This is a genomic window from Cupriavidus sp. 09_S30 (assembly GCF_056930435.1).
Map to the genome: position 1 here is coordinate 3,979,098 of NZ_JBXOWI010000001.1, position 16,308 is coordinate 3,995,405.

General features: G+C 62.7%; 15 protein-coding genes and 2 pseudogenes. 8 read left to right on the plus strand and 9 right to left on the minus strand.

Annotated features, from left to right (window positions below):
* Positions 1-97: 97 nt before the first annotated feature.
* Positions 98-262, minus strand: a pseudogene (locus AC1Z3O_RS18600) (IS6 family transposase); the annotation flags it as partial.
* Between the two features lie 173 nt (positions 263-435).
* Here AC1Z3O_RS18600 and AC1Z3O_RS18605 point away from each other — a divergent pair.
* From AC1Z3O_RS18605 to AC1Z3O_RS18615, 3 genes and pseudogenes are all read left to right on the plus strand, one after another.
* Positions 436-783: a hypothetical protein gene (locus AC1Z3O_RS18605; RefSeq protein ID WP_483517168.1), complete on the plus strand. Its 348-nt coding sequence runs from the start codon at positions 436-438 to the stop codon at positions 781-783.
* A gap of 91 nt (positions 784-874) precedes the next feature.
* A pseudogene (locus tag AC1Z3O_RS18610) lies at positions 875-1,163 on the plus strand (protease HtpX); the annotation flags it as partial.
* Between the two features lie 123 nt (positions 1,164-1,286).
* Positions 1,287-2,321, plus strand: coding sequence for a GNAT family N-acetyltransferase (locus AC1Z3O_RS18615; protein ID WP_483517169.1), 1,035 nt, complete (start codon positions 1,287-1,289; stop codon positions 2,319-2,321).
* Between the two features lie 499 nt (positions 2,322-2,820).
* Here AC1Z3O_RS18615 and AC1Z3O_RS18620 read toward each other — a convergent pair whose 3' ends face one another.
* The 5 genes from AC1Z3O_RS18620 to AC1Z3O_RS18640 all read right to left on the minus strand — a co-directional run bounded on the left by AC1Z3O_RS18620 (position 2,821) and on the right by AC1Z3O_RS18640 (position 7,788).
* Positions 2,821-3,798, minus strand: coding sequence for a Bug family tripartite tricarboxylate transporter substrate binding protein (locus AC1Z3O_RS18620; protein ID WP_483517170.1), 978 nt, complete (start codon positions 3,796-3,798; stop codon positions 2,821-2,823).
* 55 nt (positions 3,799-3,853) lie between these two features.
* Positions 3,854-4,678 carry an SDR family NAD(P)-dependent oxidoreductase gene (locus tag AC1Z3O_RS18625; RefSeq protein ID WP_483517172.1) on the minus strand — a complete coding sequence of 275 codons (825 nt, stop codon included), beginning with the start codon at positions 4,676-4,678 and terminating at the stop codon, positions 3,854-3,856.
* A 79-nt stretch (positions 4,679-4,757) separates the two neighbouring features.
* Complete coding sequence (locus AC1Z3O_RS18630; RefSeq protein WP_483517173.1) at positions 4,758-5,897, minus strand: porin; 1,140 nt, start codon at positions 5,895-5,897, stop codon at positions 4,758-4,760.
* Positions 5,898-6,096: 199 nt separating this feature from the next.
* Positions 6,097-6,657, minus strand: a complete 561-nt coding sequence (locus AC1Z3O_RS18635) for an RBBP9/YdeN family alpha/beta hydrolase (RefSeq protein WP_483517174.1) — start codon at positions 6,655-6,657, stop codon at positions 6,097-6,099.
* A 75-nt stretch (positions 6,658-6,732) separates the two neighbouring features.
* Positions 6,733-7,788 (minus strand): beta-keto acid cleavage family enzyme, encoded by a 1,056-nt coding sequence (locus AC1Z3O_RS18640; protein WP_483517175.1) that lies wholly within the window; start codon positions 7,786-7,788, stop codon positions 6,733-6,735.
* Between the two features lie 378 nt (positions 7,789-8,166).
* Between AC1Z3O_RS18640 and AC1Z3O_RS18645 the strand changes: the two genes are divergently transcribed.
* Positions 8,167-9,195, plus strand: a complete 1,029-nt coding sequence (locus AC1Z3O_RS18645) for an AraC family transcriptional regulator (RefSeq protein WP_483517176.1) — start codon at positions 8,167-8,169, stop codon at positions 9,193-9,195.
* Positions 9,196-9,493: 298 nt separating this feature from the next.
* Here AC1Z3O_RS18645 and AC1Z3O_RS18650 read toward each other — a convergent pair whose 3' ends face one another.
* Positions 9,494-10,396, minus strand: coding sequence for a LysR substrate-binding domain-containing protein (locus AC1Z3O_RS18650; protein ID WP_483517177.1), 903 nt, complete (start codon positions 10,394-10,396; stop codon positions 9,494-9,496).
* Positions 10,397-10,531: 135 nt separating this feature from the next.
* Here AC1Z3O_RS18650 and AC1Z3O_RS18655 point away from each other — a divergent pair, with 135 nt between their 5' ends.
* A complete protein-coding gene (locus tag AC1Z3O_RS18655; protein WP_483517178.1) occupies positions 10,532-11,254 on the plus strand; it encodes a glutathione S-transferase family protein in 723 nt (240 codons plus the stop codon).
* A 401-nt stretch (positions 11,255-11,655) separates the two neighbouring features.
* Here AC1Z3O_RS18655 and AC1Z3O_RS18660 read toward each other — a convergent pair whose 3' ends face one another.
* Both AC1Z3O_RS18660 and AC1Z3O_RS18665 read right to left on the minus strand, forming a co-directional pair.
* Positions 11,656-12,303 (minus strand): TetR/AcrR family transcriptional regulator, encoded by a 648-nt coding sequence (locus AC1Z3O_RS18660; protein ID WP_483517179.1) that lies wholly within the window; start codon positions 12,301-12,303, stop codon positions 11,656-11,658.
* A 12-nt stretch (positions 12,304-12,315) separates the two neighbouring features.
* The gene (locus AC1Z3O_RS18665; protein ID WP_483517180.1) at positions 12,316-13,449 is read right to left on the minus strand and encodes a CaiB/BaiF CoA transferase family protein; all 1,134 of its coding nucleotides are present in this window, start codon (positions 13,447-13,449) and stop codon (positions 12,316-12,318) included.
* A gap of 62 nt (positions 13,450-13,511) precedes the next feature.
* Here AC1Z3O_RS18665 and AC1Z3O_RS18670 point away from each other — a divergent pair, with 62 nt between their 5' ends.
* The 3 genes from AC1Z3O_RS18670 to AC1Z3O_RS18680 are packed head-to-tail and all read left to right on the plus strand — an operon-like array spanning position 13,512 to position 16,306.
* On the plus strand, positions 13,512-13,988 hold the full coding sequence (locus tag AC1Z3O_RS18670) for a Zn-ribbon domain-containing OB-fold protein (RefSeq protein WP_483517181.1): 477 nt from the start codon (positions 13,512-13,514) through the stop codon (positions 13,986-13,988).
* Positions 13,985-15,130: a thiolase family protein gene (locus tag AC1Z3O_RS18675; RefSeq protein ID WP_483517183.1), complete on the plus strand. Its 1,146-nt coding sequence runs from the start codon at positions 13,985-13,987 to the stop codon at positions 15,128-15,130. The genes AC1Z3O_RS18670 and AC1Z3O_RS18675 overlap by 4 nt, the downstream gene beginning before the upstream one ends.
* Before the next feature lie 30 nt (positions 15,131-15,160).
* Positions 15,161-16,306 (plus strand): acyl-CoA dehydrogenase family protein, encoded by a 1,146-nt coding sequence (locus AC1Z3O_RS18680; RefSeq protein WP_483517184.1) that lies wholly within the window; start codon positions 15,161-15,163, stop codon positions 16,304-16,306.
* The last annotated feature ends 2 nt before the right edge of the window (positions 16,307-16,308 follow it).

Here is a 16,308-nt window from a genome sequence, read left to right on the forward strand (position 1 = left end):
CGGCCATTCGCGAACCGAAGTGCGATCGGCCGATATGGCACCGAGCTTCGGCAGTTGAGGCGAAGGTGGTCGAAACACTAAGTTTGGCCGCGGGGCCGACGAAGGCGCCACGCTCGGCCATCATCTCCTCCAGCTTGCGCAGGCTCAGCGGGCATGCCGAATACCAGCGCACGCAGGTCAAGATCACCTCCAGTGGGTAATGCAACCGTAGAAGGATCTTACGAAGAGTCGATGCGGTGAGTTGGCCCTGGAACGCGACCATCCTCGCATTTTCCTCGAGCGGCTTATTGCGACAGAACCCTCTCTTTGTCCAACCCGGGCGCATTGCCACGCGCGCGCAGCGCTGCGTATCGTGGGCTAGCGAACATTGCCGTGGTTCGGCAAGACGCACCATCCTGTAGGATTTCCAGTATCCACGTCGTCAAATCACCCCGCATGCGCTCCATCCGACTTTTCCTGGTGGTCTTGCTGCTGGCCTTCCTGCCCCTGCAGGGCTGGGCAGGCGGGGTCGGGTTCGAATCTGCCGCACCGAAGGCACCGGAGGTTCAGTGGATCGAAGCGACAGAATCCGCGCAGGACATGGACGGCATCCAGGGCCTTTCAGGTCGTGCCGATCCCGCCGACGCAGACGAGCCGCCGGGCGCCGATCTCGCGGAAAAGCTGCTGCCCGCGCCGCAGCCGCGCATTGCCCTGCCGATTGGGCGCACCGGACCGCCGCAGTACGCCGGCGCGGCTCTGCCCGACCCTGACCTTCCGCTGCTGCCGCGCCCGCCGCGCGGCTGATCCCGCCCGCGCGGCCCCGGTCGCGCCCGTCCGTTCCTGCGTGCCGCGCTGATTCACGGCGCGCGGCTGCGGCACGTCCGCGTCTCTTTTCGGCTACATTGTCACCGTGATCGTCTGTGGATCGCCTTTGGCATCCTGGCCAGCATCATCGTGGTGGGCTTCTCGCGCCGCCACGAATTCCGCGTGCGGGCGCAGCCGGCATGTTGGGGGCGCCAGCGCCGATGGCTGCGGCATTGCGCCACCTTGGCGGACTGGAGCTCGATGGCCTGCCTCAGAGCATGCAGGCCATGGGCGTTGCCGGTGGCAATTCCTGGATGGCGCTGTGCGCCAGCCATAGGCCGACCGAGCAGCGCATCACCACGCGGCAGGCCGCGCGGTGATGTCCTGATGCACTGAAAAACGGTGCTCGGCGCGCAGGCCCCTGGTGCGCTGCAGCTACCCGGTGGTCCCTCCGGCACTACATGATCCGGACCGGCTCACCAGGAATCCCGGAGGAGCAAGCGATGCAAGCGAATCTGCTGGAAACCTCGAGCGCCGCATGGCGCGCCACCCTCGAACGCTGCAGCCATGACTGCTACCACACCCCGGCATGGCTGAAGACCGCGGAATTCAGCGAACGCGGCAAGGCCCTTGCCTTACATGTGGCTGACGGCGAGCATGAGCTGCTGGTGCCTGTCGTGCGGCGCGCGATCGGTGACGGCAGCTGGGACGCCACCTCCGCCTACGGGTATGGCGGCCCGGTGGTCAGCCATCACGCGCCCGCTGGCTTTGTCGACAAGGCCCTGCGTGCCGCGCTCGACATGCTGCGCGAAGCGGGTTGCGTATCCTGCTTCATCCGGCTGCACCCGCTGCTGAATGCAAACTGGAGAAGCTCGCTGGGGCTGGTCCTGGAACAAGGGCTGACGGTTTCGATCGACCTGAGCAAGACCGCGGAGAAGCTCTGGCAGGAAACCCGGTCTGGCCATAGGGTCGACATCAACCGCGCCAGGCGTGCGGGCGTGACGGTGCGGCTGGACCGCAGATTCGAGACCATGCCGCGTTTTATCGAGCTCTACAATCGGACCATGACGCGCCGCAGGGCATCCGAGTATTACTTCTTCAGCAAGCGCTACTACAGGTCACTGGTGGATGAACTCGGTGACAACCTGCTGTTGCTTGTCGCGGAGGAACGGGGCCACATCATCGGCGCTGCGTTGTTTTCCGTGGCGCAGCCAGCCGGCATCATGCAGTACCACCTTTCTGCCTATGACTGGAACTACCGGCATCGTCAGCCGACCAAGATGATTATTCACACGGCACGCGAATGGGGCCACACGCATGGCTTCCGGCGCCTGCACCTCGGCGGTGGACTTGCCGCGGCCAGGGACTCGCTGCATGACTTCAAGCGTGGCTTCTCGCCTGACACCCATGTGTTCAGCACGCAACGCCTGGTTGTCGACGCGGAAAAATATATGACGCTGTCCGGCGGCGCCGGCACAGCGCCGGATGATCTGCGCGGCTATTTCCCTGCCTACAGGCGGCCGGTGGCGGCGGATTGAACGCGTACATCACGACGCTCTCCAGGCACCGCCGGCTCGTTCGCCGGCCGCTCTCGCGGCAACTTGCCAATACCTGGATGGCCGGAAGGCCAAGGTCTCGCCGGGAGTGATGGCAAACAAGGGAGAGCAAGGGCGCGGAGGAAAGGCTTCGGATGGCAGTGGGTCACCGTGGACTGTCACTGGACCAGGCCATGTTGCCGGAGGTTCTGCAAATGTAGGGGCCACCCCGCAATGGCAAGATCAGGTTTCCGACGAGACAGATTGCACAAAAAAGCGACCGCATGGGTAAGCCCAGGGGCGGCCTGAACGAGCATTGGGTTGCGGCCGTCGTGGCAGGATGCAACGGTACAGCCCCTATGTTTGCCAGAACTTATGAAGGATCCCTTTCGTTGCCAATTGGATCGCGAAGCGGACCCAGGCCAAAGGGCCACGGAGACAACGTGATGGGCAGGCCCCTGACGGGATTTCTGCCGTTCCTGTGGCCCCGCCCCGGAAGCGATTAATTCAGCTTAATGCCAAATGACTTAACAATCTTGGCATTCCTTTCGAACTCCATGCGGGTATCGTTCGCCAACGATTCCGTGGACTGATCCTGCATGGGCTGAAAGCCCACGGAAATCAGCCGATCTCGGACCTTTTGTGTTGATGCCGCCTTGAACACTGCGGCATGGATCTTCTCCGTCAATTCGGGGGAGACCTTTGCCGATGCCACCACACCCGCCCAATTGCTGAAGTCGAGATCCGGGTAGCCCTGCTCCGCAAGGGTCGGCACATTCGGAAGTTCGGGCGACCTGGTCTTCGACGCAACTCCGAATACCTTGACCTTCCCCGCCTCAATGATCGGCTTCGAAGTCACGTAACCATCAAACATGAGCGGGATCTGCCCTCCCATGACCTGGGTCAGCGCCGGCGCAGATCCGGGAAACGGCACGTGTGTCATATCCAGACCTGCGTCTTTATTGAGCATGACGCCCGCGTAGTGGGAGGAGGTGCCCGGGCTATACGACGCAAAGCTTACTTTGCCCGGATTGGCCTTTACCCAGGTGACGACACCCTTCACGTCCTTGGCCGGCACGTTCGGAGCTCCAATGAACACCATGACACTGCGGGCCAGTGCTGCCACGGGCTTCACGTCCTTGAGCGGATCAAAGCCAACGTTGAGTACCAGTGGTACCTCCGCCAGCACGTTGCTGGTCGTCATCAGAATCGTGCGCCCGTCAGGCGGCGACGACAGCATCGACTTGATCGCGATGGAGCCGCCAGCCCCCGGTTTGTTGTCCACCACGACAGGGTGTCCGATGTCGACGGACAGTTGATCCGCGACGATTCTTGCGATCACGTCGACAGTACCCCCAGCGGGAGCGGGAACAATCATGCGCACCGGCTTGTCAGTCCACGCGAACGCAGCCTGTGCTACCAACGCAACGGAGAGCGCGCAAGCGGTGTGTTGGACGGCTTTCGCAATTCCTCGATCCATGGATCTGTCTCCTCTCTTTTAATGTGGAAATATGTGCGCCAAATGCTCACGCAGATCAGATCGCCGCTCCGCCATTGGGGCTGATAATCTGACCGACCAGATAGTGGTTGTCCGCCAGATGCAATACGGTCTGTGCGTACTCCTCAGCAGTCCCGAGACGACCGAGCGGCACCCCCTGCCACAGGCGATTGCGCCCCTCTTCCCCGGTTTGCTCAAGATACCGTTCGAAGTCAGGCGTCATGATCCCGCCCGGCGCCATGGCGTTGACGTAGATGTTTGCGCCAGCGACTTCCGCAGCAACCGACTTCGTGAACGCGATGATGGCGCCCTTCGATGCGGAGTAATGCGGCGAGTGGATGCTCAAGTCCGTATAGCCCGCCACGGACGAGATGTTGATGATCCTCCCGTCACGTTGTGGCTCCATCAGCTTGAGCGCCTCTCTGGTGCAGTAGAACACGCCATTGACGTTGACATCCCAATAGCGGCTCCACTCTTCATCACTCATATTGCTGGTGAACTGCAGAGACTGCCTCGTGACCGGCGTGCTGATGTAGGCGTAGTGCTTTGCCCGACGGGCTTCATCTTCGGGACGCGACGGTATGAGCGCGGCATTGTTCACCAGGATATGCACCGTGCCGAACTGCTCCGCCACTTCCTTGAACATATTCCTGACTTCCAGGCTGGATGCCACATTGGCTCGCTTGCCGAAGGCCTTGCCGCCAGCGGCCCGGATCTGGTCGACAACTGCCTGAATTCTGGCTTCATCACAAACATCATTCAGAATGACGGTGGCACCCTCGGCGGCGAGGGTTCGGCTGATTGCCTGGCCGAGGCCGCCAGCGGCACCCGTGACGACAGCTACGCGATTGTTCAGTCTCATAGGACCTTGTCTCCATGTAATGTGTAGTAGGTAGGCGTCCCCGCCATATCGCAATAGCGGGATTGAAGTCGCTTCTAAGTCAAAACTTGTGGCGAATACCAATGGCCGCGCCAAACATCGAGCTTTGGCCAGTGCCCAGGAAGTAGCCGTTCGCAAAGCTGATTGCCGACGTATCGAAGTTCAGGCCGGAATTCCTGGCATATGCCGTCGTCAGATAGACATCAGTGCGCTTGGAAAGGGTGTAGTCGGCAATGAACGAGATCTGCCAAGGGTTCTTATTGCTCGCATTGCCGAACTTCTTGATGTCGTCGTAGTAGTAGGCCAGCGTCAGATCAATGCCCTGATTGAAATGGTAATTGGCGCCCGCCCAGTAGAAGTCATCACGCAGAATCGTCGAGCCATCGGCAGCCTTGTTCTGGCCCCAGCGGTAGCCAGCCATCAGCTTGGCTCGCCCATCGAAGGTGTAACTCGCAGCGACGGCTGCCTTCTTGAAAGAGCCAGTGTCCCCCGCGGTGGTCAGTGTCGGGTTGTACTGGTCATAAGCCACCGTTGCGGCAATGGGGCCAGATGCGTACGTCACGGACGAGCCATAGCCGGAGTCGCGACGGAACTGACCTGGAACTTCGCCATTCCCGGCAACACCGTTGCCAAACGTCCAGTGCGCATTTGCGGTCACGGGGCCGAACACGCCTGTGTACTTTGCCACGTTGTCGGAGCGGAAGTTCGCACCGACCTCCGCCACGATCGGTTCGTACTGCGTTGAGAAAGCGGTCGGAGAAAAGTTCGCCAGCGCGTCGAAGAGGCTCGTGTACTGGCGACCAAAGGTGAAGGAACCAATCGTCTTGCTATTGAGGCCGACGAAGACCTGGCGGCCAAACAGGCGGCCACCATTCTGAATCGTACCGGTATCCAGGCTGAAGCCGCTTTCCAGGACAAAGATCGCGCTCAGGCCGCCGCCTAGGTCTTCGGTTCCACGCAGGCCGAAGCGCGAACCCGACAAACCACCCGCGGTCAGGCGGAACAAGTTGGCGCCCGGCCCTGTGCTGAACCCATTCGCCGCGGACGGGGTCACGGTCGAGTAGTGATTTACATACTCGATGTTGGCGTCAACCACACCGTACAACGTCACACTCGATTGCGCCTGCGCGGCACCGCAGGCCAGCGCTGCGCCCAGCGCGAATGCCGTCCTGTGGTGTTTGGTCCCGTGCGTCGAAATCATCCTCGTCTCCTATTCGTTTTCAGATTCTTTTAGTTTGATGAGCGCGCCTGAGGCGCGATCTGCCATTCGCCCCTTCTCATAGCGAAAGCAGGCGGCATAGACGAAGTTGCTGCTGGCGCGACTCCTGAGTGAAGGGGAGGCCTACACACCGCGTCCAACGCCTCCTGGTCATGGCGTTGTGGCCTTGGGGCCGATGGCCTCAGTACAACTGGTGAATCAGCGCCTCTGCTTGCGGCCACTCTCCGTAGCCCGAAGCCGGATTGAGATGACCGACTTCGCCCAGATCGAAGATTCGGCTGCCCCAGGCCTCTGCCATGGCCACCACCCGGCTGTACCCGGCCACCGGGTCATTGGAACTGGCGGCCACAATGCTGGGAAACGGCAGTGGCTCCAGAGGGACCGGGAACCATCCATTCGCCTCCAGTGTTGTCCTGGTCGGGTAACCCGGCGGCAGCGGCGTGACGAAGTCCGGCGGTGTAACCAGCAGCGCGCCATGAATCGGGCGATCATGCTGCCCGGCCCATTGCACGACGGTCATCACGCCAGTGCTGTGCGCGACCAGCACCACCTTCCCCCGAATGCCTGCCAGTGCCTTGTCCAGCGCTGCCACGCAGGCAGCACGGCTGAGCTTGTCGGATTGCAACGGTGGTACCGATACAGCGTTGGGCAGCCGCTCTTCCAGCAAGGTTTGCCAATGTTCCGCGACGTAATCACGCAGGCCGGGAACAATGAGGATGGTGGGCTTCGTACCGGACTTCATGTGGGCAACTTTGGTCAGATTGAATGTCAGAGGGAATTGGCCGCCAGCGATCCGGCTGCAAGGCGGCGATCGACCTCAGGCGGCGCGCAGCGGCAGGTTCTTCTGGCCAGCCTTGCGGTTGGGCGCCATGCCGTTGGCCGCCAGCGTTTCCTCGGCGCTGTCGTACCAGGTGTCGATGCGATAGATCTCGCGGGCTTCCTTGCCCGACGCGATCTCGCGGCCCAGTTCGCGCGCCACGCGCACGCACTGCTCGATCTGCTGCACCGAGGTCATGCGGTTGCCGTGCTGGTCGATGATGGTGTCCTCGATGCCGCAGCGCGGATGCAGGCCCATGGACATCGCCATCATGTTGAACGGCAGCACGTTCTTCAGCAGCGACTCGGCGGTGACGGTGCAGCCGTCCGGGGCGCGGTGCACGAAGTTGAAGAAGTTGAACGGGTTGGGGCCGTCGAAGCCGCCGCCGATGCCGATCCAGGTCAGGTTCAGCGGACCCTTGTACAGGCCCTTGCGTACCAGGCGATCGAGCGTTTCGAGCGCGTGGATGCCGGTGAGCTGGAAGTGCGGCTGGATGCGGGACGCCTGCAGGCGGCGCAGGTGCTCTTCGAGCCAGGCCGGGCCGGCGGGCACGGTCATCTCGCTGTAGGCGGCCTGGTAGGCCGGATTCTCGAGCGACGTACCCTTCAGGTATTCGGGGTACAGCAGCTCCATGATGTTCATCTGCGTGGTGTTGATGGCCACGGTCACCTGGTCGGGCTTCGGCGTCAGGTCGGCCAGCATGTGGCGCGTATCGTCCGACAGCCACTTGGCGGCCTCGCCCTCGTCTTCCGGCGCGAAGGAGATCGAGCCGCCGACCTGGATGATCATGTCGGGCACCGCGGCGCGCACGCCGGCGATCAGCTCATTGAACTTGGACAGGCGCTTGGAGCCCTTGCCGTCCAGCTCGCGCACATGCAGGTGCAGCACGGTGGCGCCGGCGTTGTAGCAGTCCACGGCCTTCTGCACCTGTTCTTCCATGGTCACCGGAATGTCTTCCGGGAAATCCTGTGGCATCCACTCCGGCCCGTACGGGGCGACGGTGATAACGACCTTGTCTTGGTTCTCGGGATGGAGGGAATCGTCGAGGAATTGCATGGCCTTGCTCCTGCCCTTGCGGCACGTTGGGTTACGTTGGATCGATGATGAGCACGCCATAAAAAACACGAGGAGAACCCCCTGCGCGATCGGCTGCGCCGGGCCGCGCAATCGCGGCTGTGTTCCTGTCTTTCAGCGGTGTGCGTGGGAAGAAATGTAGGGAATCCTGTGCCGGTACGCTTAGCAATTCGCCGCACCGACTTTACATTTCGTTCCAGGCGGGTTTACACTGAAACGCGCCTTGCGCGGGGCAGGCGCGGAGCGATGCGCTCCGAAAATGGCAGCGCAAGGAAGTCCTTGGGAATGACCTGGGATTTGCGGGCCACAACTGGCAGACAGCCCGGATCAGGGCCATCACCTATCGCAGAGGGACACGGGATGACGATGCTGGTGCGAGCCGGGGTGCTGACAAAATTCTTCGATGTCGCGAACAGCCTGAAGCTGCAGACTCAACCGGTGCTGCGAAAGGTCAAGCTCAGTCGTGCCCTGCTCGACGACCCCAATCAGCACGTCTCACAGAAGGCCGCGGTCGCGCTGCTAGAAGAGGCCGCGGCGGCGGCGCGCTGCCCGACTTTCGGACTACGCATGGCGGAGTTGCGGGAGTTGTCCGACTTTGGCGTGGTCAGCCTGCTCATCAGCCGCCAGCCAACAGTGCGCGCAGCATTGACCACCATCATTCGCTATCGGCACATCCTGAACGAGGCGTCAGCAATGCAGATTGAGGACGCCGGGAAAATGGTGGTCGTCCGCCATGAATTGATCACCGAGCGCCCTACCCCCCAATCGACGGAACTGGCCATCGGCGTCCTGTTTCGCATGTGCCGCGCGCTGCTGGGTGGAAGGTGGCACCCAGATACTGTTAACTTTATCCATCGCGCACCGCATGACCTGTCGGTACATCGACGCGTCTTTGGCTGCAAGGTGGAGTTCGGCAGTGAGTTCAATGGTTTCGTCTGCAAGGCGTCGGAGCTGGATGCTCCAAATCCCCTTGCGGATCCCGCCATGGCTCGTTTTGCAGAGCAATTCATTGAGAGCCTCCCCAGCGTAAGCGCTGAGTCGGTCGGGCTCAATGTGCGCAAGGCCATTCACACCATGCTGCCGACGGGAAAAGCGAGCATCGCTTACATCGCGCAAAGTCTCGGGCTAGGTGTTCATACCTTACAGCGTCGACTTGCAGACGAAGGGGAGAGTTTCACCGGCCTCTTGCATGCAGTCCGATGTGATCTGGCGGAACGGTACATCGACAATCCACATTACTCGTTGGCGCGCATCTCCGAGATGCTCGGCTATGGATCACCGACTTCTTTCACGCGATGGTTTATCAGCCAGTTTGGTGTTGCACCCAGAGTATGGCGAGAGGAACGAAGTCAACGCGTACTCAGAAAGGCGGCGCCGGTAAGAAGCTGAATGCCGAGCAGTCTCGACAAACAAGACCCGAGCTGCCCAACGGTCGAGAACAAAATTGAAGCACCAGCATCTGCGGGACGACTGCAGAATGATGGTGCTGGCTTCGACCGGATGCATAGTTGGCTCCCCATCCTCCCGCCGCACACTTCGTTCCATGGCTGGAGCGAGCCATAAAAGCGACGCAAACCCCGGCCGAGGCGTTCGCCTTAGCTGCCTAAGCTGTGCAGGTTCCGCAGGGTCATCACAATTCAGCAACGAGATACGCCTGGGAGGACGGGCACGGCAGCGCGCCGGCGGCTCAGCCGCGCTGTCGTGTCAGTGCCTCCGCCAGAAATTCCGCCGCCACACGCACCGACGGCAACTGTCCGCGCCGGTGCGCGACCAGCAAAGTGGTCGTCACGCCGCGCTGCTGCCAGCCAGGCAGCACACGCGCGAGCGTCCCTTCGCCAATGGACGCCGCGCACAAGCCATGCGGCAGGCAGGCAATGCCGAGGCCGGACTCGACTGCACGCAGCAGCGTCAAGGGCTCGTTGGCGAAGAAGCGCGCGATGGGGCGGGCTTCGACCCTCGTGCCGGCATCGTCGTGCAGATGCCAAGTGCTCGCGTGTGGCGCGAAATCATTGAGCAACCCATCGTGCTTCGCCAGATCGTCTGGATGGCGCGGCTTGCCACGGCGTTTCAGGTACCCGGGGGCGGCAACCAGGTAGAACGGCTCGAAGCCGACGCGCCGCTGGACCAGCTCCGAATCGGGCAGCGGCGCCGCATGATCGCGCACGGCGATATCAAAGCCCTCTTGCACAAGATCGACGAATCGATCGGTGGCATGCAGCGCGACCTGCAGCTTGGGATAGCGTTGCGCGAGTTCGGGCATTACGCTCGCTAGCACTAGTTGCGCAGTGGTCACGGATGCGGTGATGCGTACGACCCCGGCCGGTTCGGCCATCAACCCCTTGACGACGTTCTCGGCGGCCTCGGCCTCGATCAGCATTGCCGCAGCATGGCGGTGGAAGGCCAGCCCGGTTTCCGTTGGTACGAAGCTGCGCGAGGAACGCTGGATCAGGCGCACACCGAGGTGGGCCTCCAGCATTGCCACGCGCTTGCTCAAGGTCGACTTGGGCACGCCCAGTGCGCGCGCGGCGGCGGCAAAGCCACCGTGATCCACCACTTTCACGAAAACGGACAGATCATTCAGATTGAGCATGGGATCCGGTAGTCATCCACACAAACGTCCACAAACGTGGACGATCAGTCTACGGTGTGCCGGCTACCGAATCAACGTCCACATCTTTATCTTTTGCATGTTGCTCATCCGGGCATAACACTTGAGGATAAAGACATGGAACCCGTACTCTTTTATGGCGTACCGCAAGGCTGCTCCCTGGGCGGCATCATTGCGCTCGAATGGCTTGGCATTCCGTACCGGCTCACACGCGTCGAGATGATGCAGCACCCCTGGCCAGCGCTATATGCGCGGGTGAACCCGCTGAACCTGACGCCTGCCTATCTGACCGAAGACAACCGCGTCATCAACGAGAGCAGCGCCATCCTGCAGCACCTGGCCGCGCGTGAAGACTACAAGCTCGGTTACCCGCAGGGTACGCCGGAAGCCGATCGGCTCAACCAAACGCTGGCCTACCTGAACACCGAGTTCTTCTGGGCATTCAGCCCGCTGTGGATCGCGTATGAAATGGAAACGGATCCACCGCGGCAGGCGATGCTCCGCGAACTGGGCCAGGCCCGTGTCACCAGGTCCTGCCGCTATCTCGACGGCCTGTTGGCAGACCGCGAGTGGGTGGACGGCGGCAACAAGCGCACCGTTGCCGATGCCTACTTCGTCGCGCTGGCGCGCTGGGGCGAGTACCACAAGGTGCTGAGCGTGGACACGTACCCGAACCTGCACCGGCACCTGCAGAAGCTGCGCACGGATCCGGCAGTCGCGTTCGCGCACGCGATCGAGAACCAGACGCCGGCGCAGAACTCTGGCAGTTTCCTCGGCCATGTCACGCTGGAGACGCTAGAACTGCGCCTGCCGCAACCGGTGGCGCAACGGGCCGCCTGAGGCGAGCCGCGCCGAGAGTACCCGGCCATCCGCCAAGCAGCGGGATGGCCTGGGCGAGATCCCTAGTGCCGCCGCATACATAAAAAAGCCCAGCCAATTCTGGCTGGGCTCTTCTCGCTTCGGGGTCAACTACGATTCCTGCCCCCCCTGAAGCCCTCAACCGGTTGTCCTTTGTAGGCCAGTAGCACTACCAAGATCCGGCTGTAGCAGAGTTGTGGCGCCAGTTGCAATGACTTTGGCGCCCTACGACGGCCGTAAGGCACCACAGTTAGTGCTCTGGTGGAGCTAGATAGATCAAGCACTTACGTGATGTCACGCCACAGACCCGCCACGGACTCGGACAGAGTTGCTGCTACTCGCCTAGTCCGCGCCACAGTTATTGAGAATCTGCCAGATCAGCATCAAGCGGAAACCACCATGCGATCCACCATCGCTTCGCACAGGTGCATCAGCTTTTGCGTGTCCAGAGCCTTGGTCTTCGCGGTGGCGTTAATGGAAAAGACCTGCGCGATGCCGCGCAGGCTGGCGACAATGAAAGCGGCCAGGCTGTCCAGGTCGGACTCGATGAAGCGGGTGCCCTGGGCCTGTTCGGCCTCCAGGCACTCACGCACGAAAGCGATCGTGGCATCGTTCATGTGCGCCACGTCAGCGGCGAACTCCCGATCCTGAAAGATGGCCTCCGACAATAGTGCCGAGAATATCTGCGTGTTGGAGTCTGGCTTGCCGAGGCTGCCAAGTTGGGTGCGTATGAAGCTGTGCAGGCGCTCGAGGCCAAACGTGTGCCCTTCCGCCTGATGAAAACGCTTGGAGAACTGAGTGCGCAATTCGGTCAGCACGGCCAATTGCAGCGCCTGCTTGTTGCCATACAGGTGAACCACGAGCCCTTTGCTGACTCCTGCAGTCTCGGCCACCGCGGCAATGGTCATGCCGCCAATGCCCTTGGTACGCATGACCGTCATGGCCGCCTGGATCAACGCGACCTCCGACGTGGCGCGCCGTTCCTCCTGGGTGCGTCGGGCTCGGGCGGGGCGGGCTGTTGGGGCGGTCATGATCGGGTGGTTTCAGGTGTTTTGTGAAGAAAGCAAATTGTCCAGATTATCGGGGGTGAGAGCTAGACTGCTGAGAATTTCGAGCGTATGCGCGCCGACGGGTGCAATGTCTGGCATCTCCAGGGGCGTGGCCGAGAACCGCGGCGCAGGGGCGGCCTGCAGCACGCCGGCACGCTCGATATAGCTCTGGCGCGCAGCGATGTGTGGGTGGCGGGCGGCCTCGTGTGGCGCCAGCACGGGCGCCCAGCAGGCGTCACTGCCACCCAGGCAGGCCTCCCATTCAGCGCGTGTGCGCGAGCGCATGAGTGCTGCCATGGCTTGCCTGAGTTCGGGCCACAGGGCGGGGTCGTTCTGGCCGCGGACAAAACGCGCGTCGCCGTCCAGTCCCAGGCGCGCGAGCAACTCGGCATAGAACTTGGGTTCCAGCGGCGCAAAGTTGATCCAGCCACCGTCCCTGCACTGGTAGCTTTGCGCCGCCCAATGCGAACAATCAAACGCCTGCGTGCCCCGCTCGAATCCGCCGCCGCGCCGCTGGATGGCGCCCAGCATCAGGTTCAGCATGTGGGCCGCGCCATCGACGATGGCGGCATCGACGACCTGCCCTTGCCCGGTGCTGCGCGCATGTTGCAGGGCGGCCAGCAGCCCCACCGCCAGATAAAGCGCGCCCCCGGCCACATCGCCCAGTACGGTGGATGGCGCCATCGGTGGTTCACCGGCGGGGCTGGCAAACCAAAGAGCGCCGCTGAGGGCGGTGTAATTGCTGTCGTGGCCGGCGCGCGGCGCCCACGGCCCATCCTGGCCCCAGCCCGTCATGCGCCCGTACACCAGCGCGGGCCGGCGCTGCAGGCACACCTCCGGCCCCAGGCCTAGGCGTTCCATCACGCCTGGGCGCATGCCCTCGATCAGCAGGTCGGCGTCCTCGCACAGACGCAGCACGGCCTCCGCGGCGACGGGATCCTTGAGATTCAACACCACCGATTGCTTGCCGCGGCTGGTGATGGCATGGGGACGTTCCGGCGCGGCCAGGCGCTCCGGCGGCTCGACGGCGATCACGGTCGCTCCCAGGTCGGCCAGCAACATGCCGCAGAACGGGCCGGGCCCGATGCCGCTGATTTCGATCACTTTGACGCCTGCAAGTGGGCCCATGTTGTGCACTCCTTGTTTGAGATGGATGAGATGGGCAGGCCAGAACGTACGTGCCGGACTGCGTGAAAACCCTATTTGCGAAATCATACAAACTTACCGAACATACGGTAAGTATGTTGAGGGCAAATATGAAAGCAGACAACACAACTTCCCAAATCGAAAAGCCCGGCCTCTGCGGCTGGGACGCCCATCAGAGCCCATTTCTCAAGGGAGTGCGCTGCACAGCATGTGATGAAGTAGCGTTTCCGCCACAACACTACGGATGCGAGCGCTGCGGCAGCAGCGACCTGGCCGATGTCGAACTGGCCGCGCAAGGCGTGGTGCTGGGCAGCAGCCAGGTACACATCCATGCCCAGCCCGAGCCTGTGGTGCCCTTCACGGTGGCCGAGGTCCGCCTCGACGCCGGCCCGGTGGTCCGCGCCCTGCTGGACGTGGGGCACGAAGCGGGCGACTGGCATGGCCGGCGCGTTCATGGCGTGCTGCGACAGCACGGGCAAGACCCCGCGGTTCTGGAATTCCGATTCGGAGTGGCGGCATGAAGCGAACACTGAAGGACCTGCGGCCGGTCTACGTGGTAGGCATTGGCTGGCACCGCTACCAGGATCCATCTGATACGCCGTATGTGGCCCTGGGCCTGACTGCCGCGCGCCAGGCGCTGGCAGACGCCGGTGTGCCCATCGCCAGCGTGGACACGGCCTATGTTGCCCGGGCACTGCTAGGCATGGCCTGCGGCCGGCCCATCCTGCGCCACCTTGGTGCGACGGGCCTGCCTATCGCACATATCGAAAACGCTTCGGCCTCCGGCTCCACGGCGTTCCGCAATGCCTGCATCGAAGTCGCCAGCGGCCTGGCCGATACCGCGCTGGTGCTGGGCGTGGACAAGCGCGCGCCGGTGGTCCGCGCCGAGACGCAGGCCGGCATCGAGCAACTGGCCAGCGAATACATCGCGCCGTTCACACACTTTGCGCTGCTGGCGGACAAATACGTGCATCGCTCGGGGGCCGACATGCGCGACATCGCGCTGGCGGCAGTGAAAAACCACAACAACGGCGCGCTCAACCCCAATGCCCAGCGCCAGAAGCCGCGCACCCTGGAGGAAGTGCTTGGGGGACGCAAAGTGTCTGGCGACCTCACGGTACTGCAATGCACCCCGGTCGGCGAAGGCGCGGCAGCCGTGGTGCTGATGTCCGAGGAAGCGATCAAGGAGCACGGTATCGATCCCAGCCGCGCGGTGCGCGTGCTGTCGTCGGCCGCCCGGAGCCAGGCCGTGTACAAGGACGCCACCGCGTTCGATGAACTGCTGACACAGGCCACCTGTGTGCAGGCGCTGCAGGAGGCCGGCGTAGCACCCACAGCGCTTGACGTGGTCGAGTTGCACGACGCCTTCGCGATCGAGGAAGTGCTGTACGTCGAGGCCATGGGCCTGTGCAAGCCGGGCCAGGCCATACCGGCCTTGAAGGCGGGCGAGTTCCACATCGGCGGCCGAGTGGCCGTGAGCCCATCCGGTGGGCTCATTGCCATGGGACACCCGATCGGCCCCACCGGCGTGGGTCAGATCGCCGAAATCACGCTGCAGTTGCGCGGCGAGGCCGGGCAGCGGCAACAGCCTCGGGCGCGCACGGGGCTAGCGCACATGGTGGGCGTAGGCGCCGTCTGCTACGCGCACGTGCTGAGCATCTAAACCGCCCGAACATAACCAGGAGACATACACATGATCGACTACATGGTCGAATTCGACGAGGACACGCGTGCCATCGCGGACCTCACCCGTAAGCTGGTCCAAAAGCACCAGATGCCGCTGGAGGCCAAGAAACTGCAGGGCGGCGAAGTCACCCCGGAGGATCTGTTGCCTGGCACCAAGGCTGCCAAGGAGGTGGGCCTGTGGGGGCTGACACTGCCCGAGGAGCTGGGGGGCGCCAAGCTGACGATGACGCAGCAACTGGCGGTCATCGAGGAGAACTACCGATGCCTGGTGCCGCTGCGCTTCGGGGGGCAGGTGCCGCCCTTCCTCTTCAACGCCAAGGGCGTGCAAAAGGAGCGATATCTCGACCCCTGCCTGAATGACCGACTGCGTTACGCGTTTGCACAGACCGAGCCTTCGGGCGGGGCGGATCCCGGCAATGCGATCCAGACCAAAGCGGTCAAGAAAGGGGATAAGTGGGTAATCAATGGCACTAAGGTCTTCATCTCCCACGTCGCAATGGCGGAGGTGATCTTCGTCGTGGCTGTGACCGACCAGGACAAGCGCCAGCACGGCGGCATCTCCATGTTTGCGGTGGAGAAGTCCAACCCGGGCCTGAACGTGTCGCGTGACATCCAGATACTGGACGGCATGGTCATCAACGAGTTGATCTTCGACAACTGCGAAGTGTCCGAGGACGCATTGATTGGCGCCAGCGGCGAAGGCTTTCGCAACGCCCAGATCATCCTGTCGCAGGCGCGCTTTGGCGTGGGCGCGCGCGCGCTGGGCATCGCCATGCGCACGCTGGAGATGATGACTGACTACGCCAAGCAGCGCACGGCGTTTGGCTCACCCCTGTCGCAAAAGCAGGCGGTGCAGGCCATGGTCGTGGATTCATGGATCGACATCAACCAGTGCCGCCTGATGATGTACGCCGCCGCCAGGAAGGCCGATGCCGGTCACGACACGCGCGTCGAGGCCAGCCTGATCAAGATGCAGGCCACCGAGGTGGTCGGCCGCGTGCTCGACCGCGGCGTGCAGATCTTCGGCGCGGCCGGGGTGTCGCTCGATAACCCCATCGCGCACTGGTATCGCTCGCAGCGCCCCGCACGCATCTATGAAGGTCCGAGCGAGGTGCACAAGTACCACGTGCTGGCCCGCCACCTGTTTCGCTGATG

Bases quoted from the DNA above. Each gene is read 5' to 3' on its own strand.
- AC1Z3O_RS18640 (WP_483517175.1), bottom strand. From the start codon at position 7,788: ATGCAATTCCTCGACGATTCCCTCCATCCCGAGAACCAAGACAAGGTC.
- AC1Z3O_RS18645 (WP_483517176.1), top strand. From the start codon at position 8,167: ATGACGATGCTGGTGCGAGCCGGGGTGCTGACAAAATTCTTCGATGTC.
- AC1Z3O_RS18675 (WP_483517183.1), top strand. From the start codon at position 13,985: ATGAAGCGAACACTGAAGGACCTGCGGCCGGTCTACGTGGTAGGCATT.
- AC1Z3O_RS18665 (WP_483517180.1), bottom strand. From the start codon at position 13,449: ATGGGCCCACTTGCAGGCGTCAAAGTGATCGAAATCAGCGGCATCGGG.
- AC1Z3O_RS18680 (WP_483517184.1), top strand. From the start codon at position 15,161: ATGATCGACTACATGGTCGAATTCGACGAGGACACGCGTGCCATCGCG.
- AC1Z3O_RS18615 (WP_483517169.1), top strand. From the start codon at position 1,287: ATGCAAGCGAATCTGCTGGAAACCTCGAGCGCCGCATGGCGCGCCACC.
- AC1Z3O_RS18605 (WP_483517168.1), top strand. From the start codon at position 436: ATGCGCTCCATCCGACTTTTCCTGGTGGTCTTGCTGCTGGCCTTCCTG.
- AC1Z3O_RS18625 (WP_483517172.1), bottom strand. From the start codon at position 4,678: ATGAGACTGAACAATCGCGTAGCTGTCGTCACGGGTGCCGCTGGCGGC.
- AC1Z3O_RS18620 (WP_483517170.1), bottom strand. From the start codon at position 3,798: ATGGATCGAGGAATTGCGAAAGCCGTCCAACACACCGCTTGCGCGCTC.
- AC1Z3O_RS18650 (WP_483517177.1), bottom strand. From the start codon at position 10,396: ATGCTCAATCTGAATGATCTGTCCGTTTTCGTGAAAGTGGTGGATCAC.
- AC1Z3O_RS18630 (WP_483517173.1), bottom strand. From the start codon at position 5,897: ATGATTTCGACGCACGGGACCAAACACCACAGGACGGCATTCGCGCTG.
- AC1Z3O_RS18660 (WP_483517179.1), bottom strand. From the start codon at position 12,303: ATGACCGCCCCAACAGCCCGCCCCGCCCGAGCCCGACGCACCCAGGAG.
- AC1Z3O_RS18635 (WP_483517174.1), bottom strand. From the start codon at position 6,657: ATGAAGTCCGGTACGAAGCCCACCATCCTCATTGTTCCCGGCCTGCGT.
- AC1Z3O_RS18655 (WP_483517178.1), top strand. From the start codon at position 10,532: ATGGAACCCGTACTCTTTTATGGCGTACCGCAAGGCTGCTCCCTGGGC.